Origin of the sequence: Delftia sp. SD018, from assembly GCF_017355445.1 — a bacterium.
Classification (GTDB): domain Bacteria; phylum Pseudomonadota; class Gammaproteobacteria; order Burkholderiales; family Burkholderiaceae_C; genus Comamonas; species Comamonas acidovorans.
The window spans coordinates 24,246-49,659 of the sequence record NZ_JADDRN010000024.1 but is presented as its reverse complement, the minus strand read 5'-3'; the positions used below and the strand labels follow the sequence as shown (position 1 = coordinate 49,659).

Genomic DNA, 25,414 nt, shown 5'->3' with positions numbered 1-25,414 from the left:
GTGGAGAGAATCTACTCCTGTTCAGGCAGGCCGGCGGGCAGGCCCGGGTGCATGCCGGCAGCAAGCCATCTGCGCTTGCAATGCCCCCATCGCCGTTGCCGATGGGGCCGCTGCCGACGAGGCCGCTGCGCAGGATTAATATTCCGTGCGTGCCACCCCGAGGCAGGCACGGAGACAGGATCGGCCCGCACGGTCCCACCCCATGACAACAGCGATGCCGTCCCCGGGCCCTGCCTGGGCGGCCCAGACACAAGCCAGAACATGCCCGCATCGCCGCCCCAGGCTTCCCCGCCACACGACACCGCCGATGCGCCTGCCCAGCGCCCCGCCCCCGCCAACCTGCGCGACCTGTTCTGGTCCTTCACCTGGCTGGCCCTGCAGGGCTTTGGCGGCGTGCTGGCCGTGGTGCAGCGCGAGCTGGTCGAGAAAAAGCGCTGGCTGACCAACGACGAGTTCGTGGAGGACTGGGCCGTGGCCCAGATCATGCCCGGGCCCAATGTGGTCAACCTGTCCATCACCATTGGCGAGCGCTACTTCGGCTGGCGTGGCGCCGTGGTCGCCGTGTGCGGGATGCTGTGCTTTCCCATGCTGCTGGTGCTGACGCTGACCGTGATCTATTCGCAGCTGGCCGACCACCCCGCCATGGCCGGGGCGCTGCGCGGCATGGGCGCCGTCGCGGCCGGCCTGGTGGCGGGCATGGGGCTGAAGCTGACCAGCACGCTGAGCCGACACCCGCTGGGGCGCTGGTGCAGCGCGGCCCTGGCGCTGGCCTCGTTCATTGCCATGGCCGTGCTGCGCGTGCCGCTGGCCTGGGTGCTGCTGGTGGTCGGCGGTGCCGGCTGCGTGCTGACCTGGAGAAAGCTCGCCCCATGAACGCCGCCCAACAGATCGCCCTGAACCTGCAGCCCGCCGACTGGCTGCAGTTGCTGCTGTATTTCCTGACGCTGTCGCTGATGGCCGTGGGCGGCGCCATTGCCACGGCGCCCGACATGCACCGCTTCCTGGTCGATGGCCACGGCTGGCTCAGCGAGGCGCAGTTCAGCAGCTCCATCGCCATCGCCCAGGCGGCGCCCGGGCCCAATGTGCTCTTCATCGCCCTGCTGGGCTGGAACCTGGGCCTGAACGCGGGCGGGGGCACCGGGCCGCTGGCATGGACCTTTGGCGCGCTGGGCGTGACCATCTGCATGGTCGGCATCCTGCTGCCAAGCTCCGTGCTGGCCTGGCAGGCCTCGCGCTGGGGCCAGCGCAACAGGAACCGGCGCGGCGTGCGTGCCTTCAAGCAGGGCATGGGGCCGCTGGTCATCGGGCTGCTGCTGGCCACGGGCTGGCTGCTGGGCAGCGCCAGCGGCCGCCCGGCCCAGGACTGGCGCCTGTGGCTGCTGACCCTGGCCTGCGCCCTGCTGGTGTGGCGCACGCGCATCCATCTGCTGTGGCTGCTGGGCGCGGGCGCGCTGCTGGGTGCGCTGGGCTGGATCTGAGAGGTCCTGAGGACTACCCTGGTTTTTTCGTCAAAAGGAGCCGTACATGGCGCAAGCCCCTTCCCTTCGTTCCCTGGGCCGCAGCGGCCTGCAGGTCTCGCCGCTGTGCTTTGGCGGCAATGTCTTCGGCTGGACCGTGGACGAGGCCACGTCGTTCTCGCTGCTCGACGCCTGGCTGGATGCCGGCATGAACTTCATCGACACGGCCGACGTGTACTCGCGCTGGGCGCCGGGCCATGCGGGCGGCGAGTCGGAGACCGTGATCGGCAAATGGCTCAGGCGCAGCGGACGGCGCGCCGACATCGTGCTGGCCACCAAGGTCGGCAAGGACATGGGCGAGGGCCGGGTGGGCCTGCGCCCCGAGTACATCCGCCAGGCCGTGGATGCCTCGCTGCAGCGCCTGCAGACGGACTACATCGACCTGTACCAGTCGCATGACGACGACGCCAGCGTGCCGCTGGCCGATACCCTGGGCGCCTTTGCCGACCTGATTGCCGCAGGCAAGGTGCGGGCCATTGGCGCCTCCAACCACAGCGCACCGCGCCTGGCCGAGGCCCTGCGCACCAGCGCCGAGCTGGGCCTGCCGCGCTACGAGAGCCTGCAGCCGCTGTACAACCTGTACGACCGCGCCGTGCTGGAGCGCGATCTGGCGCCGCTGTGCGCGGCCGAGCAGGTGGGCATCATCAACTTCTATGCGCTGGCAGCGGGTTTTCTGACGGGCAAGTACCGCAGCAGCGAAGACGCAGCCAAGAGTGCGCGCGGAGGCAAGACCGTGGCCACCTACCTGAATCCGCGCGGCCTGCGCATTGTGCAGGCCCTGGACTCGGTGGCTGCGCGCCTGAACAGCCAGCCCGCGTGCGTGGCCCTGGCCTGGCAGATGCAGCGCCCGTTTGTGACCTCGCCCATCGCAAGCGCGACCTCGCTGGCCCAGTTGCAGCAACTGGTGCAAGCCACGCGCCTGCAGCTGTCGGCTCAGGACGTGGCCGAGCTCAACCAGGCCAGTCAGGAAGAAGGCGCAAGGGACTGACCTGCGCAGGCCAGGGCAGCCTGCCCGCCCTGGCCCGGGGCCTCTCAGCCCGCCAGCAGCGCGGGCAGGATCTGGGCCGATGGGCCGCGCAGGCACTGGTGCGCTGCGTCATCCAGCTCGGAAGGCGCCGGGTTGATGACGGCCACGTGCGCGCCTGCCCGGCGCGCGATTCGGGCCAGCCCCGCTGCCGGATACACGGCGCCCGAGGTGCCGACCACCAGCAGTACCTCGCAGCGCTGCACGGCAGCCTCGGCGGCCTGCCATACGCCCATGGGCAGGGACTCGCCGAACCAGACCACGCCCGGGCGCACCAGGTTGCCGCAAACAGGGCACTGCGGAGGCTCGCCAGGGTTCTGCCCGGCCAGGTCGCAGCAGGCGCGGGGCCGCTCGAGCCAACGGTCGCGCATCAACTCGCCATGCAGGCACAGCACGCCGGGGCTGCCCGCGCGCTGGTGCAGGCCATCCACGTTCTGCGTGACCAGGGTCATGCGGCCCGGGTGCTGCAAGGCCCATTGCGCCAGCGCATGGTGGCCTGCATTGGGCTGCACTGCTGCCACGGCCTCGCGCCGGTGCGCATACCACTGCCACACGCGCTGCGGATGGGCGCGAAAGCCCGCCTCGCTGGCCATGTCCTGCGGGTTGAACTGCGCCCAGTAGCTGTTCTTGTCATCGCGGAACGTGGGCACGCCGGACTCGGCACTGACGCCTGCGCCCGTGAGCACGGCGATGTGCGCTGCATGCGCGATGCGCTCGCGCAGCTCGTGCAGCTCACCCTGGCCGGGCAGTTCGGCGGCAGCCGCAGGCAGCGAAGTGGGGGAAGGTTCGTCGGGCATCGGAGGGCGAAGGAAAAAAAGCAGGCCATTGTGCGGCAGCGCCGCCCCAGGGCGCATCAAATGCCTTTTTCCACCATCTCCAGCAGGCGCAGCGCCAGCGCACGCCGCTGCTCGGATGTGGCACGGCGCAGCGGGCCGTCGATCACCAGCAAGGCCATGCCGTGCACGGCCGACCAGGCCAGGAACTCGGCCTGGGGCCGGCGCTCGGGCGGCAGCACGCCGGCCTCGGCCATGCTGTCCAACGCGTAGCCCAGCAGCTCGAACGGGTTCAGGCCCATGGCCGCCGCACGCGTGGTGTCGGGCGGCAGGTCCACGTCGTACTCGACAGAGGCAAAGGCCGTGCGGAACCAGCCGGTCTCCGTCTGGGCAAAGCCCAGGTAGCCCCGGCCCACGGCAGCCAGCAAGGCGCGTGAGCGCTGCAGCGCATCGGGCAGGGAACGGGCCTGGACCATTTCGGCCTCGATGGCCGCGGCCAGTGCGCCCAGGGCCGCAGCGCGCACGGCATCAAACAGTGCCTGGCGGTTGGCAAAGTGACGATAGGCCGCATTCGGCGCCACGCCCGCCCGCCGCGTGGCCTCGCGCAGCACGATGGCCTGGGGACCACCTTCACGCGCCAGTGCCAGGCCAGCCTCGACCAGGGCCTGGCGCAGGTCGCCATGGTGGTATGACTCACGCCTGACACGTCGCTGCGTCACTGTTTTGATTCCTTTTTTTTCTGCATGACCACGTCACACATAAGGGACGACAGCCCTGCCCCGCCGATTTACAGCTTGACACCGAAGCTGACAGCGCCTGATGTGGACAGCGTCCATTTTAGTCCCTAGCATATGTGAACGGCGTACACACGCCGGGCAGAAATCGATAAAAAGCCGGCATCGAACGGCAAAAACGGTTTTCACCGTCACCAAGGAGACAAGCATGGCTTTGCACACCGGCCGCATCCAGCCCTGCCTCTGGTTTGACAACCAGGGCGAGCAGGCGGCGCGCTTCTATACGGAAGTCTTTCCCGATTCCCGCATCACGGCCATTGCCCGCTATGGCGAGGCCGGCCACGACATCCACGGCAGGCCGGCGGGCAGCGTGATGACGGTGCAGTTCGAGCTGGACGGCCAGCCCTTTCTGGCGCTCAACGGCGGCCCGATGTTCCGCTTCAACGAGGCCGTCTCGCTGATGGTCAGTTGCGATACGCAGGACGAGATAGATCACTACTGGGGCGCCCTGTCCGAGGGCGGCGACCCGGCGGCGCGTCAATGCGGCTGGCTCAAGGACCGCCATGGCCTGTCGTGGCAAATCGTTCCGGCCCAGATGGCGGGCTGGATGGGGGGGCCCGACATGGCCGCCGCCCAACGCGTGATGCAGGCCCTGCTGGGCATGCAAAAGCTGGACATCGCCGCCCTTGAGCGCGCGCATGACGGCCGCTGAGGCCACCGGCGCCCATCCTCCCACTCATCTCCCCCTCCCCTCGCCACCAACCACCTCAGGAGCATTCCATGCAATTCATTCCCTATCTGAACTTCAACGGCAACTGCGCCGAGGCCTTTGCCTTCTACGCCAAGCTGTTCGGCGGCACCATCGTGCACCAGAGCACCTTTGGCGAGACACCGGGCATGGAGCAGATGCCCGAGGCCGACAAGCGCCTGATCATGCATGCCCACCTGCAGATCAAGGACCAGGCGCTGATGGCCTCGGACGCCACCGACAACTGCGGTGGCGGCGGCTACCAGCAGGCCCAGGGCATGTGGATCTCGATCGGCGTGGACGACGCCACCGAAGGCGGCCGCATCTTCAACGCGCTGGCCGAAGGCGGCAAGGTGACCATGCCCTTCCAGGCCACGTTCTGGTCGCCAGGCTTTGGCATGGTGACGGACCGCTTCAACACACCCTGGATGGTCAACGTCAAGGGCGAGGCCTGAACAAGGCCGGACGACACATTGCCTCTGTCACCCAAGAAGGAGTCTTCATGAACGCCAACCCAGTCGTCTGGTTCGAGATCCATGTGCAGGACATGGCGCGTGCGCGCCGGTTCTATGAAACCGTCTTCCAGGGCAAGCTGGAGCATCTGCCCGCGCCCGATGGCTCCGACAGCCAGGAGATGCTGTCCTTTCCGATGGACATGACAGGCCCCGGCGCGGGCGGAATGCTGGTGCGGATGGACGGCGCACCTTCCGGCGGCGGCGGCACCCTGGTCTATTTCGGCTGCGAGGACTGCGCCATCGAACAGGGCCGCGTCGAGGCCGCAGGCGGGCGCATCGAGCAGGCCAAATTCTCCATAGGCCCCCACGGGCACTGCGCCGTCGTGGTGGACACCGAGGGCAACCGAATCGGCCTGCATTCCATGCAATGAGGAGCGCCATGACAGCACAAGACCTTCCCGAACACGCCAACGACCTGGTGCTCACGCGCCTGCTGGACATTCCTGCCGACAGGCTCTACCGCTGCTGGACCGAACCCGCGCTGATCCAGCAATGGTTTGCGCCCAGCCCCTGGAGCGTGTCCCGCGTGGACAACGATGTGCGGCCCGGCGGCCACAGCCTCATCGTCATGCGCAGCCCTGAAGGCCAGGAGATGCCCGGCAGCGGTGTCTACCTGGAAGTCATTCCCAACCGCCGCCTGGTCTTCACCGACGCATTCACCCAAGGCTGGGTGCCTGCCGACAAGCCCTTCATGACGGGCATCGTCAGCTTTGACCCCGAAGGCAGCCAGACCCGCTATACCGCCCGGGTGCGGCACTGGAGTGCTGCCGACCGCGCCCAGCACGAAGCCATGGGTTTTCACACCGGCTGGGGCCAGTGCACGGACCAGCTGGCCGAGCTCGCAGCCCGGCTCTGAAGCCGGATTTCACCAGGAGAGAGCCATGCACTACATCGACGGATTCGTGCTGCCCGTTCCCCGGGCCAACCTGCAGGCCTACCGCGAGGTGGCGCAGGCCGCAGGCAAGGTATGGATGGAGTACGGCGCGCTGCAGTACTGGGAATGCGCGGGCGACGACGTGCCCATGGGCAAGCTGACCTCGTTTCCCCAGGCCGTGCAGCTCAAGGAAGGCGAGATCGTGTTCTTCTCATGGATCATCTATGCGTCGCGCGCGGAGCGCGACCGCATCAATGCCGCCGTCATGAAGGACCCGCGCATTGCCTCCATGGACCCGGCCACCATGCCCTTCGACGCCAAGCGCATGTTCTGGGGCGGCTTCGAGAGCGTGGTGGAACTGGGCACGGGCGAAGGTGCAAGTGCGGGCGCCAGCGGCGCGCCGGCCTAGATCTGGTCAGCCGGGGCGGCAGACACGGCAGGCGTGGTGCCCTGGCCGCGCTGGCGCAGCGCCTCGTACAGGCACACGCCGCTGGCCACGGACACATTGAGGCTGGAGACGGCACCCATCATGGGGATGCCGATCAGCTCGTCGCAGGTCTTGCGCGTGAGCTGACGCATGCCGTCGCCTTCGGCGCCCAGCACCAGGGCCGTGGGGCCCGTGAGGTCCACCTCGTACAGGGTCTTGGGCGCATCGTCGCTGGTGCCGATGATCCAGATGTCGCGCTCCTTGAGCTCATTGAGCGTGCGCGCCAGGTTGGTGACCATGAAATAGGGCACGGTCTCGGCCGCGCCGCTGGCCACCTTGGCCACGGTGGCGTTCACGCCTACCGCATGGTCCTTGGGCGCAATCACCGCATGGGCGCCGGCGCCATCGGCCACGCGCAGGCAGGCCCCCAGGTTGTGCGGATCGGTCACGCCGTCCAGCACCAGCAGCAGCGGCTTGCTGATGCCGTCAGCCTCCAGCTGCTCCAGCAATTCGTCCAGCGAATGCACCTGGGCCACGGCCTCCACGCGCGCGGCCACGCCCTGGTGGCCATGGCTGCCAGCCAGCTTGGCAAGGCGTTCGCCGTCGGCCTCGATCAGCCGGACGCCGGCCGACTTGGCGCGGTCGAGGAACTGGCGCATGCGCGCATCGCGGCGCGTGGCCTCGTAGTAGACCTCGATGATGGATTGGGGCGCGGTCTTCATGCGCACGCCGACGGCGTGGAAGCCGAAGAGAACTTTGGGGGACGACATGGGGCGCAATTATCCCGCCAATTGAGCGGTGCCCCGGGCCCCGCCTTGCGAAGCCCGTCTGCGCGCAACGGCTCCTGTGGTTTTTACGTAGCCGCTACACTGCGCGGCTTGGCCGCCTTCCAGCAGCCCTGCACATTGCGGCATGCACCGTAGCCACGGGCATGCCGCTTTGCATTTTTCCATCGCTTGAGTTTTTTCCTTTTCTTTGCCAACCATCATGCTCAAAGCCCTCTTCGCCCGGCTTGCCCGCACCAGCCTGGTCGGCCAGATCGCCATCAGCCTGGTCGCTGGCGGCCTGCTGGCCTGGCTCTGGCCCGAGGCCGCCCAGTCCGTGTCCCTGCTGGGCACGCTGTTCATCTCCGCCCTCAAGGCCGTGGCGCCCGTGCTAGTGCTGCTGCTGGTGGTCTCGGCCACCAGCAACCACCGGCCTGGCCAGGCCACGCAGATCCGCCCCATCCTGTGGCTGTATGTGCTGGGCACCTTTGCGGCGGCCGTGGTCGCCGTGGCGGCCAGCATGGCCTTCCCTTCCACCATCCAGTTCAAGGATGCCGCCCCGGCCCAGGGCGCACCCGGGCGCATTGGCGAAGTGTTGATGGCCCTGGTGCAAAGCGCCTTCGACAACCCCGTGCGTGCGCTGATGAATGCCAACTACATCGGCATCCTCGCCTGGGCACTGGCCATGGGCATGGCCCTGCGCCATGCCTCGGAGTCCACGCGCACCGTGATGCAGGACCTGGGCCAGGCCATCACCCGCGTGATCCAGGGCGTGATCCGGCTGGCGCCGCTTGGCATCTTCGGCCTGGTGGCGGGCACCTTTGCCCAGTCGGGCCTGGAAAAGCTGCTGGACTACGCGCACCTGCTGGCCGTGCTGCTGGGCTGCATGCTCTTCGTGGCCCTGGTGGTGAACCCGCTCATCGTCTGGACACAGACGCGCCGCAACCCCTATCCGCTGGTGCTGACCTGTCTGCGCGAGAGCGCGGTGACGGCCTTCTTCACGCGCAGCTCGGCCGCCAACATCCCCGTGAACCTGGCGCTGGCCAAGCGCCTGGGCCTGGATGAGGACACCTACAGTGTCTCCATCCCGCTGGGCGCGACCATCAACATGGCCGGCGCCGCCGTCACCATCAGCGTGCTCTCGCTGGCTGCGGCCCACACGCTGGGCATCGAGGTCGATCTGCTGACCGCCATCTTGCTGTGCGTGGTGTCCGCGGTCTGCGCCTGCGGAGCCTCGGGTGTGGCCGGCGGCTCGTTGCTGCTGATTCCGCTGGCCTGCAGCCTGTTCGGCATCTCCAACGATCTGGCCATGCAGGTGGTTGGCGTGGGCTTTGTGATCGGCGTGATCCAGGACTCGGCCGAAACCGCGCTGAACTCCTCGACCGACGTGATCTTCACGGCAGCTGCCTGCGAGGCAGCCGGGCGCCGTGAGGCCGTGGCGGCCTGAGCGCCACCCCTTGCTGGCGCCCCGATCAGGCCGCCAGCGCCTGCCCCTCTTCGATGCTGGCGACGCGGCCGGCCTCGATGGTCACGCGGCGCTCGCAGCGCGCGGCGATGGCTCGGTCATGGGTGACCATGACCAGCGTCGTGCCGCGTTCGCGGTTGAGCGCGAACATCAACTCCATGATGGTTTCGCCGGTCGCAAAGTCCAAGCTGCCCGTGGGCTCGTCGGCCAGCAGCACGGCGGGCTCGACCACGAAGGCGCGAGCCAGCGCCACGCGCTGCTGCTCGCCGCCCGACAGCAGCTTGGGATAGTGACCCAGGCGCTGGCCCAGGCCCACGCGCTCCAGCATCTCGGTGGCGCGGCGGCGGGCCTCGCGGCTGCCTGCCAGCTCCAGCGGCAGCATCACGTTCTCCAGCGCCGTCAGATTGCCCAGCAGCTGGAAGCTCTGGAACACAAAGCCGAGCTTTTGCGCGCGCACGGCGGCGCGTGCATCCTCATCCAGCGCGAACATGTCCTGGCCCTGCAGCCGCACCGTGCCGCGCGTAGGCGTATCCAGGCCGGCAAGAATGGACAGCAGCGTGCTTTTGCCCGAACCCGAGGCACCGACGATGGCCACGGTTTCCCTTGCGGCAAAACGCAGATCGATATCCCGCAGAATATCCAGTGTTCCGGTCGAATCGCTGACCGACTTGAAGACATGCTCGACTTCGATCAGGGGCTGGGCAGTGCTTTGTGACATGGAGGATGGGAAGACGATGCAAGACAAGCTGCGCGCAATGCGCCGACGCCGCCACTTTATATCGGCCGGCTTGGCCTTCGGCCTGCTGGGTACTTGGACGGCCACGTCCACGTGGGCAGCCGAGACGGGCCCGCTGCTGGTGCTGGGCGACTCGCTGAGTGCCGAGTACGGGCTGGCCCGTGGCACGGGCTGGGTGGCACTGCTGCAAAAGCGCCTGCAGGAGAGCCCAAAGAATGTGCCGCTGGTCAACGCCAGCGTGAGCGGCGAGACCACCTCGGGCGGCCGCTCTCGCCTGCCTGCCTTGCTCAAGCAGCACAAGCCATCGGTGGTGGTAATCGAATTGGGTGGAAACGATGCGCTGCGGGGTCTGCCGCTGCAAAGCACGCAGGGCAATCTGGACGCCATGGTGCGCGCGGCCCGGGATGCCGGAGCCAAGGTGCTGCTGGTGGGCATGCAGGTGCCGCCCAACTATGGCAGCGGCTATACGCGCCAGTTCGAGCAATTGTTTGCCAAGGTGGCGCAGGAGCAGAAGGTGCCGCTGGTGCCCTTCCTGCTGGCCGGCATCGGTGATGCGGCCGATTCGGCCCAGTGGTTCCAGGCCGACCGCATCCACCCCACGGCCAAGGCCCAGCCGCGCATGCTGGACAACGTCTGGCCCCAGCTCAGCAAGCTGCTGCCCTGAGCTCAGGGCAGGCAGGGTGTCAGTTGCTGCGGCCTTCCTCGCCGGGACGGGCTGCTGCAGGAGATGCCTGCGCATTACCTTCTGAGCCGCCGCCCTCTTGGTCGTCGGGTCTTTTTTCGGCCTTGGCCTTCTCCTTCTCTAGCTTCTTCTGCTTCTTGGCCAGTTCGCGCTGGCGTTTTTCATAGGCGTAATTGGGTGTCGCCACAGGTGGACTCCTCTGTTGTTGCAAGCCCCACTGTAGCCGCAAGACGGGGCATGCCAGGAAAACCTCAGGATATGGTGGACGCAGGCACGGCGGAATCGCCCACGCTGCAACGGTATGCATGCCAACTGGCACAGCCCAGCAAAGGCCCCACCAGCAGCAGGCCCGCGCCATACCACCACAGGGCAACCGCCACCAGCACGGTGATGATCGCGGCCCACTGCAGCATGACGGCCAGGTTCAGGCCGACCACGCGCATGCTGGTGATGCAGGCCGTGAGCGCATCGCTGCCCCGGTCCAGCATGGCCGGCAGCGCCACCACCATGCTGGCGAATACCAGGGCCGCAAATGCGCCGCCGACCAGCAGGTAAATGGCCAGGAATTCCCAGTTCTCGGGCCGTGCCACGGCCTGCAGCATGCCGGCCGTGGTGGGCATGCCGGTATCGAAGAACACGGCAAAGACCACCATGGAGGCGCGCGCCCAGAGCATCTCCAGCACCAGCAGCACCATGACCAGCATGCCCATGCTGCCCATCTGCGTGTCCCAGCAGGTCAGCGAGCTGCTCAGTTGGGGCGGCAAGCCCCGCTCCAGCCGGCGGCTGGTGTCGTACAGGCCCATGGCCAGGAAGGGGCCGATGAGCAGGCAGCCGCTGGCCATGGCCATGCTGTATTCCGGGCTGGCGCGGAACACCCAGCCGATCAGCAGGGCCATGGCCCAGAAGCACAGGCCGTAGAACAGCGCCACGCCGGGCGCACGCCGCAGATCGCGCCAGCCCAGGGCCAGCCAGCGCCAGGGATCGGCCATGCGCAGCAGTTGCACCTGCAGCATGCCCGCCGGGTTGTCGGAAGCTTTCTCGGGAGCGGGGGATGCCTGCATGCCTGGACCTCCTGGATCAGCGAGTCCAAAGTTATCGCAGCCATGGCACTGCTGCCATGGCGGAAACTACCGAGGCCCGCCCAGCCCCCCAGGTCTGCACCCGAGTCTGCACTCAGGCCTGGACCAGCTTGCCCGGCTGGCCGGGCAGCACCTTCCAGGCCGCATCGCGCACAGCCTGGTATTGGCGGCTGAACACGGTGTCCACGTAGATCCACTCGGCCTGGCAGGCCTGCGGCGTGGCCGTGACGATCATGTAGCCACGGCGCGAGGTATCGCAGTACTTGAGCGTGGAGATGAATTGCAGCAGCGCGCCACGCAGCTGGGCCGGGTCCTGGCCCGACAGGTATTCCTCGAAACCCGGCGAGCTGACGGACGAGGTGGCGAACTCCACGCCCACGGCCTGCCCGCTGCGGTCACGCAGTTCGCTGGCCCAGGCATTGTGGGTGTCGCCCGCCAGCACGACCAGATTCTTGCCCAGGCTGCGCGCCGTGGCCAGCACGGTCTCGCGTGCCACGGCGTAGCCGTCCCAGGCATCGAGGTTGTAGGGAATGCTGGGCTGGGCCAGGATGGCCTTTTCCGCCGCCGTCAGGCTGGCCGGGTTGGCCTGCGCCTTGGCCAGCAGTGCCGCGTAGGCCGGCAGCGAGACACCGCTGCCGGGGCTGAGTATGTCCATCAGCAAGGGCGCCGGCAGCTCCATGCGCCCCATCAGCACCTGCTGGCCCAGCACCTGCCAGGTGGCCTGCGAGGCTGCCAGCTGCAGGCCCAGCCACTGGGTCTGGGTGGCGCCCATGAGCTGGCGCGCAGGATTGGCCATGTCGGAGGTGAAGCGTCCCGCGTCCAGGCCCTGGGCGGTGAAGTAGTCGGCGTAGTCCAGTTGTTTGTCGCGGCCGATGACGCGCGTGTCCAGCATGTGCAGCGCCAGCAGGTCGCCGAAGGCGAAGCTGCGGTAGATGATCTCGGGCTGCGCGTTGCGCGTGGGCATCCACTCGTGATAGGCCTTGAGCGCGGCCACCTTGCGCAGTTCGAAATCGCCCTCGGTGGCCGGCTGGTGGTTTTCGGCGCCGTGCATCCAGGTGTCGTTGGAGACTTCGTGGTCATCCCAGACGGCGATCATGGGCGCCGCCGCATGCAGGGCCTGCAGGTCGGCATCGCTCTTGTACTGGGCATGGCGCTGGCGGTAGTCGGCCAGGCTGACGATTTCGTTGGCCGGCAGACTCTGGCGCTGCATGGCTTCGGCCTTGCCATTGGCATAGCCTCCGCGTGCGTATTCATAGATGTAGTCGCCCAGGTGCACGGTGGCATCCAGATCGCCCTGGCGCGCGGCATGCGCGTAGACGTTGAAGTAGCCCGCCGGGTAGTTGGCGCAGGAGAACACGGCCAGCTTGACCTGCTGCACGGCGCCCACGGGCAGGGTTCGCGTGCGGCCCGTGGCGCTGGTCATGCCCTGGCAGCGAAAGCGGTAGTGGTAGCGCGTAGCCGGCTTGAGGCCCGTGGCGTCGGCCTTGAAGGTGAAATCCTGGGTGGCGCGCGCCATGGCCTTGCCCGACACCACGATGTTCTTGAAGTCGGCGTCCGAGGCCAGCTCCCACTCCACCTCGATGTCGCTGGAATGGCCCTGGGGCTGCGTCACGCGGGTCCAGAGGATGACGCGGTCGCTCAACGGGTCGCCGCTGGCCACGCCGTGGCGGAACTCGACGGGAATGCTGCTGTCGCCATCGGAGCCGCCGCAGCCGGCCAGTGGCAGCGCCAGGGCCGATGCGCCCATGCCGCGCACGAAATGGCGGCGGCTGGCCACGATGTCGGGCCCATTGGACGCGGTCTTCGCGTGCTGCAGGATATTGGTGATGCTCTCTTTGTGCTTCATGCTGGACCGGGGCCTGGAGGCCCCCGTGGGATGGTATGAAGCCAACGAGCATCGGTGTTGCCGGTGACAGGCGCATGTCACCGGCGCCTGGCGCTCAACTATGCGAACGCAGCGGCCAGGGCCTGCTCCAGGTCGGCACGCAGGTCCTGCACGGCCTCCAGGCCGATGGCAAAGCGCACCACGGTGCCGCTGCGCAGCTGGGGCGTGGGGCAACTGCGCATGGACGGCAGCTCATAGGGCACGACCAGGCTGATGGGGCCGCCCCAGCTGTAGCCGATCTTGAACAGGCGCAGGCTGTCGCAGAAGCGGTCCACGGCCTGCTGGCCGTGGCGCGGGTCGATGACCACGCTGAACAGGCCGGCCGCCACGCCCTCGCCGCCGCCGGCGGCTCCGCACAGGGCCTTCCAGTTCTCGTGGCCCGGAGCGCCCTCGAGCGCGGGATGCAGTACCTGGACCACGGCCGGCTGCTGCTGCAGCCAGCGCGCCAGCTCGCGCGCGGCGCGGTCCTGTGCGTGGTAGCGCAGCGCAATGCTGGGCAGCGAGCGCAGCACGGCCTCGGTGTCGTTGCCGCCCACGCCCAGGCCCAGGCGCATATGGGCCAGCTTGATGCGCATGTGCAGCGCCTGGTCGCGCGTGATGATGCTGCCCATGAGCACATCGCCGCCGCCGCTGGGGTACTTGGTAAGCGCATGGACGGTGGCGTCCACGCCCAGGCTGTGCGAGCCGTCGCCCAGCAAGTCGAAGGGATTGAAGGCCAGGCCCGCACCCCAGGTGTTGTCCAGCACGGTGGTGATGCCGCGCGCGCGGCACAGGCGCACCATGGCGATGAGGTCAGGAAACTCCATGGTCACCGAGCCCGGCGCCTCCAGCCAGACCAAACGCGTCTTGGGCGTGATTTTGGCTTCGAGGTCGGCAACATCCATGGCGTCATAGCACTGGTGGCGCACGCCGAAATGGGCCAGCTCGCCCTCGCTCAGGGTCTTGTTGGGACCGTAGGCGTTGTCGGGCAGCAGCATCTCGTCGCCGGTGCGCAGCAGGGCCAGGGAGGTGGTGGCGATGGCCGCCAGGCCGCTGGGCACCAGCAGGCATTGCAGGCCGCCTTCCAGCGCGCTCAGGCGCTCTTCCAGCAAGAATGTGGTGGGCGTGCCGTGCAGGCCGTAGGTGTAGCTGCTCTTGTCCAGCCACTGGCGGCGGCGCATGGCCGCCACGTTCTCGAAGATCACCGTCGAGGCCTTATGCACCGGCGGCTGCGGCGCGACAAAGCCTTCGGGCGGCTGGTAGGGATGGTGGATGAGATGGGTGCTGATCTGCAGGTCGGGTGTGCTCATGCAGCGCATCTTATGCGCTGGGCCACGGCGTTCAGGCATAAAAAAACCAGGCGGACATAGCGCCTGGTTTTCGTTGGGGGAGCAAAGCCGGTGGCTGCGATCAGCTGGCCTTGATCTCCAGCATGTTGCTGACGTTGTTCACGCCCTTGACGGCCTTGGCAATGTCGCCGGCGCGCATCTTGAGCGCATCGCTGGGCACCGAGCCGGTCAGCGTGACGGCGCCGGCCTTGGTGTCCACGTCGATCTTGAGCGCGGAGATATCGGGTTCCTTGATCAGGTCGGCCTTGATCTGGGCGGTGATGCCTGCATCGTCGAGCGCGGCGCCTGCCTGGCTCATGGCGTTGTTGGTGGCCGTTTCGGCCTTCATCGCGCCTTCCTCGATCTTGGTGCCGGCGCTGCTCATGGCGTTGTCGATCTTCTGGCCTGCGCTTTGCGCGGCCTGCTGGGACTGCTGGACGGCGGAGTCGAGCTTCTGGCCGGCAGTGTCTTCGGTCTTTCCGCATGCGGCGAGGCCGAAGGCCAGGGCGGACACGGCGAGGATGTGGCAGCAGCGTTGGGTGATGAAAGTCATGCGGTTACTCCTTGAATAGTTGTGAGGCGGTCAACACAGGCCTCGACTTTATTTATGGCCCTGGGACAAACCCATACGACGCCGACGCAAGCGCCTGTAGGACAAGCCCGAACATCCCGGCACCATCCAGTTAGCATGACAATAGCGGCCATGCATTCCCTGGCGCGCTGGTTTCCCTTCCTGGCATGGCCCAAACCCTCGGCAGCCGTGCTGCGCGGGGAGTTCTGGGCAGGTCTCACCGTTGGTCTGATGCTTCTGCCCCAGGGCGTGGCCTATGCGGCGCTTGCCGGCATGCCGCTGATCACCGGCATTTACGCCTCCATCGTCCCTGCCCTGGTGGCCGTGATGTTCAGCGGCTCGCCGCGCCTGGGTGTGGGACCCACGGCCTTGAGTGCACTGCTGATCGGCGCCTCCCTCACGGGCCTGGCCGAACCCGGCTCCGCGCACTGGGTGGCCCTGGCCGCCTGGATGGCGATTTTGTCGGGCCTGGTGCAGTGGTCGCTGGGCCTGATGCGCGCCGGCTGGCTGCTCAATCTGGTGACCTCGCCCGTGCTCACGGGTTTCACACAGGCGGCAGCGCTGCTGATTCTGGCCTCGCAGTTGCCCACCCTGCTGGGACTGCGTTCGACCTGGAGCGCGGTCTGGAACACGCCTTCGCTGCAGCTTTTCGACTGGCAGTCCATCCTCTACGGCATTGCCAGCATTGCGCTGCTGGTGCTGGCCAAGCGCTGGCGCGCCGCCTTTCCCTCGGCCATCTTCATCATTGCGCTGACCGGCGTGATCAGCTGGGCCACGGACTTTGCCGATGACGGTGGCGCCGTGGTCGGCCATCTGCCGGCAGGCCTGCCCAGCTTCCAATTGCCGGGATTGCTGAGCTGGGACGAGTTCGGCGCCCTGGTGATGCCGGTGCTGGTGATCTCGCTGGTGAGCTTTCTGGAGACGGCCTCCAGCGCCCAGGTGGAGCACCAGCAGGCCGGCACGCGCTGGAACGAGAACCAAGACCTGGTCGCCCAGGGGCTGTCCAAGATCAGTGCGGGCCTGTTCGGCAGCTTTGCCACCAGCGCCTCGTTCTCGCGCTCGGCCGTGAACCTGCTGGCCGGCGCCAAGACGGGCTGGTCCAACGTGTTCTCCATCCTGCTGGTGGTCATCGTGGTGCTGTGGTTCATCCCGGCGCTGTACCACGTGCCAAAGGCGGCGCTGGCGGCCATCGTGATCACGGCCGTGGTCAACCTGGTCAAGCCGCGCGTGCTGCTGCAGTTGTTCAAGGTGTCGCGCGTGGAGGGCAGCATTGCGCTGGCCACGCTGCTGCTGACCATCGTCACGGCGCCGCGCATGTACTGGGGCGTGTTCGCGGGCATTGTGCTGAGCCTGGGCTATTTCCTCTACCAGCGCCTGCATCCGCGCATCATCGAAGTGGGCCAGCATCCCGACGGCAGCCTGCGCGACCGCAACCTCTGGCAACTGCAGCCGCTGGCGCCGGGCCTGCTGGCCCTGCGCATGGATGCCGAGCTGGACTTCGGCTCGGCCTCGGCCCTGGAGCGTCGTATCGGTGACGAATGGGCGCTGCGCCCGGAGACGCACCATCTGTGCCTGCTGGCCCAGCCCATCAACCGCATCGACGTGACGGGTGTGGAGACCTTCGTGCGCCTGCAACTGCTGGCGGCCAAGCGCAGCGGCGTGCTGCATGTGGTGGGCCTGAAGCTGCCGGCCGAACAGGTGCTGCTGCGGGCAGGCGCCCTGCACCGCGGACCGCACCTGCGGCTGTACCGCACCGATGCGGAATTCCTCGCCGCCCTTGCCCTGCCGCCGTTCGTGCCTGCACCAGGATCAACATCTGTTACCACCGATGGTGCAAAAGTCGATGCCGGCGCGGCGACAATTGAGCCTACACACTGATACACTTCACTGGCTTTTCATTCAGCCCTCCGTGACTGCCCCCGCATCCCACCAATCCGTATACCTGCGCGACCTGCGCCTGGCCACAGCCCACGCGCTGGTTACCCACGCTGGTGGGGCGGTCCATCTGCCCACGGATTCGCCGACGCGATATCTGCAGGCGCTGATCGATGAACTGTGCTCGCTGTCGCTGCGCGACCCGCTCACGGGGCTGGCCAACCGCCGCCATTTCCGCACCATTGCCGAGCGCGAGATCGACCGCGTGGCGCGGTCTGGCGAAGCGGCCCTGATGCTGATGCTGGACATCGACCATTTCAAGCAGATCAACGACCAGCACGGCCATATCGTGGGCGACCGGGTTCTGCAGTCGGTGGCCCGTACCCTGACCAATTGCGTGCGCCCCATGGACACGCTGGCCCGCTACGGAGGAGAGGAATTCGCCATCGTGCTGCCCGCCTGCCCTGCGACCTTCGGTGTCTCCGTGGCCGAACGCATACGCAGCGCCATCGAGCGCATGCCGGTCGTCATCTCACCCACGCTGACACTGCAGATCACCATCAGCATCGGCGGCGCCTATGCGCTGCAGTGGATACGCAGCACCACAACCTTGTGGACCGAGCGTGCCGACAAACAGTTGTACCTGGCCAAATCCGCCGGCCGCAACCGCGTGCACATTGAAGAACAACCTGACAGTACGGTAAGCGCGGAGGAAAAAAGCCTGCTTTTCGGACCTTTGTATGCCCCGTCCCCGTTTGACAATGGGCTGAATCCAGATATTGCAACCGATGTGGACCCCGAAGATGGACTCCGCTGATAGCCAGGTGGTAAGCGACAACGCCATTCCCCACCCCTCCCTGCCCGCTGCCGTTCCGATGAGCGATGCCGTGCGCGCCAAGCCGCGCGGACACATCATCGCCGTGACCAGCGGCAAGGGCGGCGTGGGCAAGACCTTCGTTTCGGCCAATCTGGCCGCAGCGCTGACACGCCATGGCCTCAAGGTCCTGGTGCTTGACGCCGACCTGGGTCTGGCCAACCTGGATGTGGTGCTCAACCTCTACCCCAAGGTCACGCTGCACGATGTATTCACCGGCCGTTCCTCGCTGGAGGAAGCCATCCTGCCCGCGCCCGGCGGCTACTCGGTGCTGCTGGCCGGCTCCGGGATGATCGAGTACTCGCGGCTCACGCCCGAGATCCGCCAGCAGTTCACGCACACCATCGAGACACTGGCCCCGCGCTACGACATCGTGCTGCTGGACACCGGCGCAGGCATCTCGGACGTGGTGCTGTTCTCCGTGTCCATGGCCACCGAGGTGCTGGTCATCGCCACGCCCGAGCCCACCTCGCTGACCGATGCCTATGCGGCCATCAAGGTGCTGGCCATCCAGCAAAAACGCCAGCAGATCCGCCTGGCCATCAACCAGGCGGCACGCCCCGGAGATGGCCGCGCCATCACGGGCCAGCTGCAGCAGGTGCTCAACCGCTTTGTCAACACGGCCTCCGGCGAGCCATTGCGGCTCACGCACCTGGGGGATATTCCATCCGACCCGGCCGTGCGCGAGGCGGTGATGCGCCGCCAGTTGCTGCTGCAGTCCATGCCCGGCGCACCGGCTTCGCTGGCAGTGGCCCAGCTGGCCAATAAAATCAAGGCCCTGCTGGTGTCGGGCGGCTGATCGGGTCGCCTCTCGCCGGCGCCCCGATCCAACCCGCGGCCTGTGCCGCACCCGCCTGCCTGCCCGTGTCCGACATCCTCAATATTTCCTGCTACAAGTTCACGCCGCTGCCCGATGCAGCGGCGCTGCGCGACACCCTGGCCGAACGCGCCCAGGCCCTGGCGCTCAAGGGCACCATCCTCCTGGCCGAGGAAGGCATCAACTTCTTCCTGGCCGGCCCCGCCCAGGCGGTTCACAGCTTCGTTGACCAGTTGCGCGCCGATGAGCGCTTTGCCGACCTGGCCCCCAAGGAAAGCTGGTCCGACACCGTGCCGTTTCGCAAGATGCTGGTCAAGGTCAAGCGCGAGATCATCCGCATGGACCACCCCACCATCCGCCCGGCAGAGGGCCGCGCGCCATCGGTCAGCCCCGCCACGCTGCGCCGCTGGCTGGAACAGGGCCACGATGACGAGGGCCGCGAGGTGGTGACGCTGGACACGCGCAACGACTTCGAGGTCGATGCCGGCGCCTTCAAGGACACCATCGACTGGCGCATCACCAAGTTCACCGAGTTCCCGCCCGCGCTGCGCGCCCACAAGGCCGAGCTGGCCGACAAGACCGTGGTCAGCTACTGCACGGGCGGCATACGCTGCGAGAAGGCCGCCATCCTGATGCGGGACGAAGGCCTGGAGCATGTCTACCAGCTGGAAGGCGGCATCCTCAAGTACTTCGAGGAAACCGACGGCGCCTTCTATGACGGCGGCTGCTTCGTCTTTGACGAGCGCCGGGCCGTGGACGCGGACCTGTCGGCCGCACCCCAGCTGGAGCATCCGCAGGCCCAGGAGATTCCGTCTCCATAGACTGCGCCCCCAGCCCTGACGGGGCATGCACGCCACGCTTGCGGCGTGCGACACCAATGCGGCCGTACCGGCTGCAGCATCGGCCGCTGTTCAACCCAGGGCTCGCACCGAGTTGCTGAGCGAGCGGGCGCAGGCCAGCAGCCCTGGGCCCAGGCGGGCTTGCGCCTCCTCTACCGTCCATCGGCTGGTCGGCGCGACGATGTGCACGGCAGCCACGGGGCGGCCATGGCTGCCGATGACGGGCGCGCCCAGCGTCATGTCGCCCAGAAAGAGTTCCTCCCGGTTGACGGCATAGCCGCGCCGACGCGCCTGGGCCAGTTCATCGAGGATGGCGGCCTCGTCCGTGATGGTGAAACGTGTGTGCGCGGTCCGCTCGCTCTGGCGCAGCAGGGCCAGGGCTTCTTCATCGGGCAGTGCGCTCAGCCAGGCACGCCCCGAGGCAGTGCAGTACATGGGGATGCGACTGCCAATGGGCATGTGCACCGGCACAAACTGGGCGCTGATGAAGCGTGCCACGTAGACCATCTCCAGCCCGTCGGGCTCGGTCAGGCAGGTGGTCTCGGTCGTGATCTTGGTCAGCTCCGAAAGATACGGATTGGCCAGGTCGATCACCGGATTGGCTGCCAGGTAGTTGTAGCCCACGCGCATGACGCGCGGCGCGAGCTGGTAGCGCCGGGTTTGCGGATGCTTGCGGACATAGCCCAGTTGCTCCAGCGTGAACACCATGCGTTGCGCCGAGCTTTTGTTGATGCCCGCAGCGGCAGCCACATCGGCCAGCGTCATGCTCCGGTGCTGCGCGCTGAAGGCGCAGAGCACGGCCAGGCCCTTCTCCAGCGACTGGTTGAACAGTGGGTTGGTGTCGTCATCCATCGGTGACGAAGCGGGTTGAGGCGTTGCTTGCATGGCGCAAGTATAGGCATCCACTTCCAAAGAATCGCATATCGATTTCTTTGAATTGCTTAGTGGTTTTCTCTTATTTTCTAAAGATTCATCCACATTGATCATTGGCGCGGTTCCGAGAATTCTCCGCTGCAGGCGAGGGGCTGCTCCCAAGGTGACCTGTCCCTGCTGTTTCCTTCCGTCGTTCACGCCAAGGAGTCAGGCAATGCCAGGTTTTGTCCACCGCGTCCTCCACCTCGCCCTGGGCATGTGTGCCGCCGGCGCCGTCGCGCTGGCTGCAGCGCAAGGCGGCAGCGCCCCGGCCAGCTACAACGTGGGCGCCACGCCCACAGGCATTCCGTTCACCTTTCTGGACGTCAAGAGCAACAGCATCCAGGGCATGATGGTCGACACCATGCAGGCCGTGGCCAAGGCCGGAGGCTTCCAGGCCCATGTGCAGCAGACCAGCTTTGCGGCGCTGATCCCCTCGCTCACATCCAGCAAGATCGACATCATCTCGGCCGCCATGCTCAAGACCGCCGCACGCCAGCAGGTGGTAGATTTCAGCGATGCGGTCTACTCCTACGGCGAGGGCCTGATCGTCAAGGCCGACGATGCCAAGGCCTATGTGTCATTGGACGACCTCAAGGGCGAGGTCGTCGGTGCCCAGGTGGGCACGGTGTTCTACGACCTGCTGCAGAAAAAAGGCATCTTCAGGGAAGTGCGCAGCTACGACTCGGTAGCCGATATGACGCGCGATCTGGCGCTTGGCCGCATCAAGGCAGGGCTGGGTGACCAGCCCATCATTGCCTACCAGATACGCCAGCACAGCTTCCAGGGCGTGAAGCTGGCCGAAAGCTACAAGCCCTCCAACGTGGGGGATGTGTGCCTGGTGGTGCGCAAGGGTGACACCGAAACCCTGGCCCGCCTGAACAAGGCCATCGCCACCATCAAGGCAGACGGCACCCTGGCCCAGATCGTCAAGAAGTGGGGCATCTGAGGACATCGGACGCCCGCCGGGTCGCCTCGCGCCTCGCCTCCCCCCTTTGCCGCGCAATGCACGGCAATGACACCTTCGAGGAAAGTACGCCATGCAAGCATTTGTGCAGCACGCGCGAGAGTTCCTGCCCATCCTGCTGCAAGGAGCGGTGGTCACGGTGCAGGTCACCGCGCTGTCGTTCCTGTTGTCCAGCGCGATCGGACTGGTGCTGGCGCTGGGCAAGCTCTCACCCGTGCGCGCCATCTCGTGGGCCGCATCGACCGTGGTCAATGTGATACGGGGCCTGCCCATCATCGTGCAGCTGTTCTACATCTACTTCGTGCTGCCCGAGGTCGGTATCCAGCTCACCGCATTCCAGGCCGGCGTGATCGGCCTGGGCATTGCCTATTCGGCCTATCAGGCAGAGAACTTCCGCGCCGGCATCGAGGCGGTGGACCCAGGCCAGCGGGAAGCCGCACTGGCCATGGGCATGCGACCCGCCCTGCTCATGCGCCGCGTCGTGCTGCCGCAGGCATTCCGCATTGCGCTGCCGCCCTACGGCAACACCCTGGTGATGATGCTCAAGGACTCGTCCCTGGTCTCCACCATCACCGTGGCCGAGATGACGCGCCAGGGCCAGTTGATCGCAGCGTCCACCTTCCAGAACATGACGGTCTACACCCTGGTCGCCCTGCTCTACCTGGCCATGAGCCTGCCGCTGGTATGGGGGCTCAGGCGTCTGGAGAAGCGCTTTGGAGCGGGGAGGAAGTCGCCATGATCGAGATCGACCACCTGGAAAAGGCCTACGGGGAGCATCGCGTGCTGCGGGGCGTCAACCTGCGCGTGGCACGTGGAGAAGTGGTGTGCCTGATCGGCCCTTCGGGATCAGGCAAGTCCACGGTGCTGCGCTGCATCAACGGCCTGGAGTCGTACCAGGGCGGCGAGGTGCGTGCCTTCGGGGAGCACGTGGACACACGCGCGCCCTCCATCCACGCGCTGCGCAGCCGCATGGGCATGGTGTTCCAGCGCTTCAACCTCTTCCCGCACCGCACCGTGGTGCAGAACGTGATGGAAGGCCCCATCCATGTGAAGGGCCAGGCTCCCGGCCAGGCCCATGCCGAGGCATTGGAGCTGCTGCGCAAGGTAGGCCTGGCAGACAAGGCACAGGCCTGGCCCGCACAGCTGTCGGGCGGACAGCAGCAGCGGGTGGCCATTGCCCGCGCCCTGGCCATGAAGCCCGAGGCCATGCTGTTCGACGAACCCACTTCGGCCCTGGACCCCGAACTGGTGGGCGACGTGCTGGGCGTGATGCGCCAGCTGGCCGAAGAAGGCATGACGATGATCGTAGTCACGCACGAGATGGCCTTTGCTCGCGAGGTGGCCGACCGCGTGTGCTTTCTGCATGGCGGCACCATCGTGGAGGAAGGCCCTTCGGCCCAGGTGCTGGGCGCACCGCGCCATGCACGCACGCAGGACTTCCTGCGGCGCGTGCTGCACCAGCACTGTGCGCCATCAGAAGGTGCGGCATGACGATGGCAGCTACCGCCTCCATCGCATCGTCTTCGTCGGTACGCCCCGTGCTGTCGCACCCGTCAGCGCCATCGCTGTGGGCGGCCACTGCACCCGCCGCACCGCCCACGCCACCGCTGGCGGCAGCGCTGACCACCACCGACGTGCTGGTGATCGGCGCGGGATATACCGGCCTGTCGGCAGCACTGCATTTGGCCGAAAGCGGCGCCAGCGTGTGCGTGCTTGACGCCCATGCTCCCGGCTGGGGTGCGTCGGGCCGCAACGGCGGCCAGGTGAATCCCACCCTCAAATACGACCCCGACGAACTGCAGCGCATCCATGGCGCCGCTCGTGGCGAGCGGCTGATCGACGCCGTCTCCCGCTCGGCCGACCTTGTGTACGGGTTGATCGAACGGCACGGCATCGACTGCGCGCCCGTGCGTGCCGGCTGGCTGCAGGTCGGATACACCCAGCAGGCGGTGGACGGCATGCACGCACGCGCCCGGCAGTGGGAACGGCGCGGCGTGCGCGTGGAACTGCTGGACCGCGCTGCCACGGCAGCACGCACAGGCACGCCCGCCTTTGCCGGCGGCTGGCTGGATGGACGCGCCGGCGCCATACAGCCCCTGGCCTACGTGCGCGGACTGGTGCGCGCCGCACAGGCCCTGGGCGTGCAGGTTCACAGCGAATCACCCGTGCTGGCACTGGAGCGCCAGGGCACGGACCACTGGGTCGCCACCACGGCCCAGGGTCACCGCATACAGGCCAGGCAGGTGCTGCTGGGCACCAACGGCTATACCGATGGCCTGTGGCCTGGTCTGGCACGCACGGTGCTGGCAGCCAACAGCTTCATCGTGGCCACGCAGCCCCTGGGCAAGGCGGGCGCGCACATCCTGCCCGGGGGCGAGACAGGCTCGACCTCGCAGCGCCTGCTGCTGTACTTTCGCAAGGACGCACAAGGCCGTCTGCTCATGGGCGGGCGCGGCCATTTTGCGGACCCGCAGGGCGCAGGCGACTATGCCCATCTGGAACGCGCCGTGGCGCTGATGTTTCCCGGCCTGGGCCCCCTCCAATACGAGTACCGCTGGGCCGGGCGCATCGCCGTCACACGCGACTTCATGCCCCATCTGCATCAGCCTGCCCCCGGCATCACCATGGCCCTGGGCTACAACGGCCGCGGCATTGCCATGGCCACCCTGCTGGGGCGGGAGGCGGCAGCGCTGATGGCCGGCGGAAATACGCTGGCCTGCTCTTTTCCGGTAACGCCGGTTCAGCCGATACCGCTGCATGGGTTGCAACGTTTGTACATAGCGGCGGGAGTAGCCTGGTACAGCCTGCTGGACCGGCTGGGGGCGTGAGGTTCAGTGGGGACGGCCGATCAAGCCGCGCCGGCCTGGCGCATCAGCCGCAGCGCCTGCTGCGCCACGCGCTCGCCGAACACGCGCGCCGTCTCCAGGTCGCCCGGCAGCATCTCGGCGGCCGAGGCATCCGAGGCCGATTGCGCCATGGCACCGCTGAAGGCGCCTATCCAGTTGAGGTCATTGCGCTGTGCGGCGCGCGCGTTGGACGGCAGCATGCCGCTGCCCACCCACAGGCCGCCATGCTGCATGGCCAGTTGGAACAGGTAGTCCAGCGTGGTCTGCTTGTTGCCGTTGACGCTAGCACTGTTGGTGAAGCCGGCGAACAGCTTGTCCTTCCAGGCCTGCACGAACCACGGCTTGGAAGAGGCATCGGCAAAGCGCTTGAACTGCCAGCTCGGCCCGCCCATGTAGGTGGGCGATCCAAAGATGATGGCGTCTGCCGCCGCCAGCAACTCCCAGCCACCCGCAGGCAGCTGGCCGTCGCTGTCGATCGACAGCATGCGCGCGCCTGCGCCGTCGGCCACGGCCTGGGCCATGCGCTGGGTGTGTCCGTAACCCGAGTGGTAGACCACCACGATATCTGCCATACAAGAAATCCAATCCTCGAACGCCCTGCGCAGCCACAGGCCAGCCAGCGCCGCATTCATCAATCCATCCACGCCAAAGGGCCCCGCAGCGCTGCTGCGGGGCCCACTCAAGGCAGTAGCCTAACAAAAATCAGGGCATGGCCAACGCTGCCCGACCCACTCAATGGCGGCGCGCATCCACGCTCCAGCCGCCGGCACCGTGGGCGGCAAAGCCCAGCAGGCCGCCAGTCACGGCGATGTTCTTCCAGAACAGCAGCTGCTGCATCATGGCCGCGTCGGCCGGCACGCTCCAGTAGGTGTGAAAGAAGAAGCTGGCCACCAGCGTGAAGAACGCCAGCACCAGGGCCGCCCAGCGCGTGCACCAGCCCAGCAGCAAGGCCAGGCCGCCGACGATCTCCACTACCAGGGCAATGGCCACGCCGATCTGCGGCATGGGCATGCCTACCGATGCGGCATAGCCCACAGTCCCGGCGAAGCCTCCGATTTTCTGAAAGCCCGCAGGCACGAACATCAGCGCGATCAGGATGCGGCCGGCCAGCGCCAGCGGGTTGCTCAGACGGTTCAACATGATGGGTACTCCTCGTGAATCTTCAGAGCGTGCTGTGCACGCT

General features: G+C 67.1%; 30 protein-coding genes. 18 read left to right on the top strand and 12 right to left on the bottom strand.

The genetic code is table 11. The features are described from left to right. The first annotated feature begins 261 nt into the window (after positions 1-261). Genes INR38_RS21645 through INR38_RS21635 form a run of 3 tightly spaced genes read left to right on the top strand, consistent with a single transcriptional unit; the run spans position 262 to position 2,505 of the window. On the top strand, positions 262-873 hold the full coding sequence (locus INR38_RS21645) for a chromate transporter (RefSeq protein ID WP_013802193.1): 612 nt from the start codon (positions 262-264) through the stop codon (positions 871-873). Next, entirely contained in the window at positions 870-1,478 is a 609-nt protein-coding gene (locus INR38_RS21640; protein ID WP_207443101.1) for a chromate transporter, read from the top strand. The genes INR38_RS21645 and INR38_RS21640 overlap by 4 nt, the downstream gene beginning before the upstream one ends. Before the next feature lie 46 nt (positions 1,479-1,524). Next, positions 1,525-2,505, top strand: a complete 981-nt coding sequence (locus tag INR38_RS21635) for an aldo/keto reductase (protein ID WP_197943566.1) — start codon at positions 1,525-1,527, stop codon at positions 2,503-2,505. Positions 2,506-2,549: 44 nt separating this feature from the next. On the opposite strand, the gene INR38_RS21630 is transcribed toward INR38_RS21635, so the two are convergent. Both INR38_RS21630 and INR38_RS21625 read right to left on the bottom strand, forming a co-directional pair. Next, entirely contained in the window at positions 2,550-3,395 is an 846-nt protein-coding gene (locus tag INR38_RS21630) for an NAD-dependent deacylase (RefSeq protein ID WP_043796117.1), read from the bottom strand. After that, positions 3,395-4,033: a TetR/AcrR family transcriptional regulator gene (locus tag INR38_RS21625; RefSeq protein ID WP_207443102.1), complete on the bottom strand. Its 639-nt coding sequence runs from the start codon at positions 4,031-4,033 to the stop codon at positions 3,395-3,397. The genes INR38_RS21630 and INR38_RS21625 overlap by 1 nt, the downstream gene beginning before the upstream one ends. Positions 4,034-4,256: 223 nt before the next feature. Here INR38_RS21625 and INR38_RS21620 point away from each other — a divergent pair, with 223 nt between their 5' ends. The 5 genes from INR38_RS21620 (at position 4,257) to INR38_RS21600 (ending at position 6,594) form a co-directional block, all read left to right on the top strand. Beyond that, positions 4,257-4,760 carry a VOC family protein gene (locus INR38_RS21620; RefSeq protein ID WP_013802188.1) on the top strand — a complete coding sequence of 168 codons (504 nt, stop codon included), beginning with the start codon at positions 4,257-4,259 and terminating at the stop codon, positions 4,758-4,760. A 68-nt stretch (positions 4,761-4,828) separates the two neighbouring features. Further along, positions 4,829-5,251 (top strand): VOC family protein, encoded by a 423-nt coding sequence (locus tag INR38_RS21615; RefSeq protein WP_207443103.1) that lies wholly within the window; start codon positions 4,829-4,831, stop codon positions 5,249-5,251. 47 nt (positions 5,252-5,298) lie between these two features. After that, positions 5,299-5,682, top strand: coding sequence for a VOC family protein (locus INR38_RS21610; RefSeq protein WP_013802186.1), 384 nt, complete (start codon positions 5,299-5,301; stop codon positions 5,680-5,682). Positions 5,683-5,690: 8 nt separating this feature from the next. Then, complete coding sequence (locus INR38_RS21605; RefSeq protein ID WP_034394293.1) at positions 5,691-6,167, top strand: SRPBCC family protein; 477 nt, start codon at positions 5,691-5,693, stop codon at positions 6,165-6,167. A gap of 25 nt (positions 6,168-6,192) precedes the next feature. Then, on the top strand, positions 6,193-6,594 hold the full coding sequence (locus INR38_RS21600) for a DUF1428 domain-containing protein (protein ID WP_034394298.1): 402 nt from the start codon (positions 6,193-6,195) through the stop codon (positions 6,592-6,594). Here INR38_RS21600 and rlmB read toward each other — a convergent pair. Then, complete coding sequence (gene rlmB, locus INR38_RS21595) at positions 6,591-7,382, bottom strand: 23S rRNA (guanosine(2251)-2'-O)-methyltransferase RlmB (protein ID WP_012205857.1); 792 nt, start codon at positions 7,380-7,382, stop codon at positions 6,591-6,593. The genes INR38_RS21600 and rlmB overlap by 4 nt on opposite strands. Positions 7,383-7,599: 217 nt before the next feature. Here rlmB and sstT point away from each other — a divergent pair, with 217 nt between their 5' ends. Then, positions 7,600-8,823: a serine/threonine transporter SstT gene (gene sstT, locus INR38_RS21590; RefSeq protein WP_013802183.1), complete on the top strand. Its 1,224-nt coding sequence runs from the start codon at positions 7,600-7,602 to the stop codon at positions 8,821-8,823. Positions 8,824-8,848: 25 nt separating this feature from the next. On the opposite strand, the gene INR38_RS21585 is transcribed toward sstT, so the two are convergent. After that, positions 8,849-9,559, bottom strand: a complete 711-nt coding sequence (locus tag INR38_RS21585; RefSeq protein WP_013802182.1) for an ABC transporter ATP-binding protein — start codon at positions 9,557-9,559, stop codon at positions 8,849-8,851. Positions 9,560-9,575: 16 nt separating this feature from the next. Between INR38_RS21585 and INR38_RS21580 the strand changes: the two genes are divergently transcribed. Beyond that, the gene (locus tag INR38_RS21580) at positions 9,576-10,241 is read left to right on the top strand and encodes an arylesterase (RefSeq protein WP_034398647.1); all 666 of its coding nucleotides are present in this window, start codon (positions 9,576-9,578) and stop codon (positions 10,239-10,241) included. Between the two features lie 19 nt (positions 10,242-10,260). On the opposite strand, the gene INR38_RS21575 is transcribed toward INR38_RS21580, so the two are convergent. From INR38_RS21575 to INR38_RS21555, 5 genes are all read right to left on the bottom strand, one after another. Beyond that, entirely contained in the window at positions 10,261-10,446 is a 186-nt protein-coding gene (locus INR38_RS21575; protein WP_123693602.1) for a hypothetical protein, read from the bottom strand. A 64-nt stretch (positions 10,447-10,510) separates the two neighbouring features. Further along, positions 10,511-11,320 (bottom strand): DUF2189 domain-containing protein, encoded by an 810-nt coding sequence (locus INR38_RS21570; RefSeq protein WP_099751135.1) that lies wholly within the window; start codon positions 11,318-11,320, stop codon positions 10,511-10,513. Positions 11,321-11,432: 112 nt separating this feature from the next. Further along, entirely contained in the window at positions 11,433-13,184 is a 1,752-nt protein-coding gene (locus tag INR38_RS21565; protein WP_207443104.1) for an alkaline phosphatase D family protein, read from the bottom strand. A 98-nt stretch (positions 13,185-13,282) separates the two neighbouring features. Continuing rightward, positions 13,283-14,512, bottom strand: coding sequence for a PLP-dependent transferase (locus INR38_RS21560; protein WP_013802177.1), 1,230 nt, complete (start codon positions 14,510-14,512; stop codon positions 13,283-13,285). Between the two features lie 100 nt (positions 14,513-14,612). Beyond that, entirely contained in the window at positions 14,613-15,083 is a 471-nt protein-coding gene (locus INR38_RS21555) for a BON domain-containing protein (RefSeq protein ID WP_013802176.1), read from the bottom strand. Between the two features lie 150 nt (positions 15,084-15,233). Between INR38_RS21555 and INR38_RS21550 the strand changes: the two genes are divergently transcribed. The 4 genes from INR38_RS21550 to INR38_RS21535 all read left to right on the top strand — a co-directional run bounded on the left by INR38_RS21550 (position 15,234) and on the right by INR38_RS21535 (position 19,488). Further along, the gene (locus INR38_RS21550; protein WP_207443105.1) at positions 15,234-16,979 is read left to right on the top strand and encodes a SulP family inorganic anion transporter; all 1,746 of its coding nucleotides are present in this window, start codon (positions 15,234-15,236) and stop codon (positions 16,977-16,979) included. Next, entirely contained in the window at positions 16,930-17,793 is an 864-nt protein-coding gene (locus INR38_RS21545) for a GGDEF domain-containing protein (RefSeq protein ID WP_081816226.1), read from the top strand. Before INR38_RS21550 ends, INR38_RS21545 begins: the two co-directional genes overlap by 50 nt. After that, entirely contained in the window at positions 17,780-18,649 is an 870-nt protein-coding gene (locus tag INR38_RS21540; RefSeq protein WP_013802173.1) for a MinD/ParA family protein, read from the top strand. The genes INR38_RS21545 and INR38_RS21540 overlap by 14 nt, the downstream gene beginning before the upstream one ends. A 65-nt stretch (positions 18,650-18,714) precedes the next feature. Further along, positions 18,715-19,488, top strand: coding sequence for a sulfurtransferase (locus INR38_RS21535; protein ID WP_207443106.1), 774 nt, complete (start codon positions 18,715-18,717; stop codon positions 19,486-19,488). Between the two features lie 90 nt (positions 19,489-19,578). Here INR38_RS21535 and INR38_RS21530 read toward each other — a convergent pair whose 3' ends face one another. Then, positions 19,579-20,358, bottom strand: coding sequence for an IclR family transcriptional regulator (locus INR38_RS21530; RefSeq protein WP_034365152.1), 780 nt, complete (start codon positions 20,356-20,358; stop codon positions 19,579-19,581). Between the two features lie 235 nt (positions 20,359-20,593). Between INR38_RS21530 and INR38_RS21525 the strand changes: the two genes are divergently transcribed. The 4 genes from INR38_RS21525 to INR38_RS21510 all read left to right on the top strand — a co-directional run bounded on the left by INR38_RS21525 (position 20,594) and on the right by INR38_RS21510 (position 24,213). Further along, on the top strand, positions 20,594-21,367 hold the full coding sequence (locus INR38_RS21525; RefSeq protein ID WP_063325443.1) for an ABC transporter substrate-binding protein: 774 nt from the start codon (positions 20,594-20,596) through the stop codon (positions 21,365-21,367). A gap of 91 nt (positions 21,368-21,458) precedes the next feature. Continuing rightward, positions 21,459-22,124: an ectoine/hydroxyectoine ABC transporter permease subunit EhuD gene (gene ehuD / locus INR38_RS21520; RefSeq protein WP_207443107.1), complete on the top strand. Its 666-nt coding sequence runs from the start codon at positions 21,459-21,461 to the stop codon at positions 22,122-22,124. Beyond that, a complete protein-coding gene (locus INR38_RS21515; RefSeq protein ID WP_207443108.1) occupies positions 22,121-22,876 on the top strand; it encodes an amino acid ABC transporter ATP-binding protein in 756 nt (251 codons plus the stop codon). The genes ehuD and INR38_RS21515 overlap by 4 nt, the downstream gene beginning before the upstream one ends. Then, positions 22,873-24,213 carry an FAD-dependent oxidoreductase gene (locus INR38_RS21510; protein WP_207443109.1) on the top strand — a complete coding sequence of 447 codons (1,341 nt, stop codon included), beginning with the start codon at positions 22,873-22,875 and terminating at the stop codon, positions 24,211-24,213. The genes INR38_RS21515 and INR38_RS21510 overlap by 4 nt, the downstream gene beginning before the upstream one ends. A gap of 20 nt (positions 24,214-24,233) precedes the next feature. On the opposite strand, the gene INR38_RS21505 is transcribed toward INR38_RS21510, so the two are convergent. Both INR38_RS21505 and INR38_RS21500 read right to left on the bottom strand, forming a co-directional pair. Further along, positions 24,234-24,803 carry a flavodoxin family protein gene (locus INR38_RS21505; RefSeq protein ID WP_088164517.1) on the bottom strand — a complete coding sequence of 190 codons (570 nt, stop codon included), beginning with the start codon at positions 24,801-24,803 and terminating at the stop codon, positions 24,234-24,236. A gap of 160 nt (positions 24,804-24,963) precedes the next feature. Next, complete coding sequence (locus INR38_RS21500) at positions 24,964-25,371, bottom strand: DoxX family protein (protein ID WP_012205870.1); 408 nt, start codon at positions 25,369-25,371, stop codon at positions 24,964-24,966. Positions 25,372-25,414: the final 43 nt, after the last annotated feature.

Excerpts from the sequence above, each read along its gene's own strand:
- INR38_RS21645 (WP_013802193.1), top strand. The coding sequence starts at position 262 with ATGCCCGCATCGCCGCCCCAGGCTTCCCCGCCACACGACACCGCCGAT.
- INR38_RS21640 (WP_207443101.1), top strand. The coding sequence starts at position 870 with ATGAACGCCGCCCAACAGATCGCCCTGAACCTGCAGCCCGCCGACTGG.
- INR38_RS21635 (WP_197943566.1), top strand. The coding sequence starts at position 1,525 with ATGGCGCAAGCCCCTTCCCTTCGTTCCCTGGGCCGCAGCGGCCTGCAG.
- INR38_RS21630 (WP_043796117.1), bottom strand. The coding sequence starts at position 3,395 with ATGCGCCCTGGGGCGGCGCTGCCGCACAATGGCCTGCTTTTTTTCCTT.
- INR38_RS21620 (WP_013802188.1), top strand. The coding sequence starts at position 4,257 with ATGGCTTTGCACACCGGCCGCATCCAGCCCTGCCTCTGGTTTGACAAC.
- INR38_RS21615 (WP_207443103.1), top strand. The coding sequence starts at position 4,829 with ATGCAATTCATTCCCTATCTGAACTTCAACGGCAACTGCGCCGAGGCC.
- INR38_RS21610 (WP_013802186.1), top strand. The coding sequence starts at position 5,299 with ATGAACGCCAACCCAGTCGTCTGGTTCGAGATCCATGTGCAGGACATG.
- INR38_RS21605 (WP_034394293.1), top strand. The coding sequence starts at position 5,691 with ATGACAGCACAAGACCTTCCCGAACACGCCAACGACCTGGTGCTCACG.
- INR38_RS21600 (WP_034394298.1), top strand. The coding sequence starts at position 6,193 with ATGCACTACATCGACGGATTCGTGCTGCCCGTTCCCCGGGCCAACCTG.
- rlmB (WP_012205857.1), bottom strand. The coding sequence starts at position 7,382 with ATGTCGTCCCCCAAAGTTCTCTTCGGCTTCCACGCCGTCGGCGTGCGC.
- sstT (WP_013802183.1), top strand. The coding sequence starts at position 7,600 with ATGCTCAAAGCCCTCTTCGCCCGGCTTGCCCGCACCAGCCTGGTCGGC.
- INR38_RS21585 (WP_013802182.1), bottom strand. The coding sequence starts at position 9,559 with ATGTCACAAAGCACTGCCCAGCCCCTGATCGAAGTCGAGCATGTCTTC.
- INR38_RS21580 (WP_034398647.1), top strand. The coding sequence starts at position 9,576 with ATGCAAGACAAGCTGCGCGCAATGCGCCGACGCCGCCACTTTATATCG.
- INR38_RS21570 (WP_099751135.1), bottom strand. The coding sequence starts at position 11,320 with ATGCAGGCATCCCCCGCTCCCGAGAAAGCTTCCGACAACCCGGCGGGC.
- INR38_RS21565 (WP_207443104.1), bottom strand. The coding sequence starts at position 13,184 with ATGAAGCACAAAGAGAGCATCACCAATATCCTGCAGCACGCGAAGACC.
- INR38_RS21560 (WP_013802177.1), bottom strand. The coding sequence starts at position 14,512 with ATGAGCACACCCGACCTGCAGATCAGCACCCATCTCATCCACCATCCC.
- INR38_RS21555 (WP_013802176.1), bottom strand. The coding sequence starts at position 15,083 with ATGACTTTCATCACCCAACGCTGCTGCCACATCCTCGCCGTGTCCGCC.
- INR38_RS21550 (WP_207443105.1), top strand. The coding sequence starts at position 15,234 with ATGCATTCCCTGGCGCGCTGGTTTCCCTTCCTGGCATGGCCCAAACCC.
- INR38_RS21545 (WP_081816226.1), top strand. The coding sequence starts at position 16,930 with ATGGTGCAAAAGTCGATGCCGGCGCGGCGACAATTGAGCCTACACACT.
- INR38_RS21540 (WP_013802173.1), top strand. The coding sequence starts at position 17,780 with ATGGACTCCGCTGATAGCCAGGTGGTAAGCGACAACGCCATTCCCCAC.
- INR38_RS21530 (WP_034365152.1), bottom strand. The coding sequence starts at position 20,358 with ATGGATGACGACACCAACCCACTGTTCAACCAGTCGCTGGAGAAGGGC.
- INR38_RS21525 (WP_063325443.1), top strand. The coding sequence starts at position 20,594 with ATGCCAGGTTTTGTCCACCGCGTCCTCCACCTCGCCCTGGGCATGTGT.
- ehuD (WP_207443107.1), top strand. The coding sequence starts at position 21,459 with ATGCAAGCATTTGTGCAGCACGCGCGAGAGTTCCTGCCCATCCTGCTG.
- INR38_RS21515 (WP_207443108.1), top strand. The coding sequence starts at position 22,121 with ATGATCGAGATCGACCACCTGGAAAAGGCCTACGGGGAGCATCGCGTG.
- INR38_RS21510 (WP_207443109.1), top strand. The coding sequence starts at position 22,873 with ATGACGATGGCAGCTACCGCCTCCATCGCATCGTCTTCGTCGGTACGC.
- INR38_RS21505 (WP_088164517.1), bottom strand. The coding sequence starts at position 24,803 with ATGGCAGATATCGTGGTGGTCTACCACTCGGGTTACGGACACACCCAG.
- INR38_RS21500 (WP_012205870.1), bottom strand. The coding sequence starts at position 25,371 with ATGTTGAACCGTCTGAGCAACCCGCTGGCGCTGGCCGGCCGCATCCTG.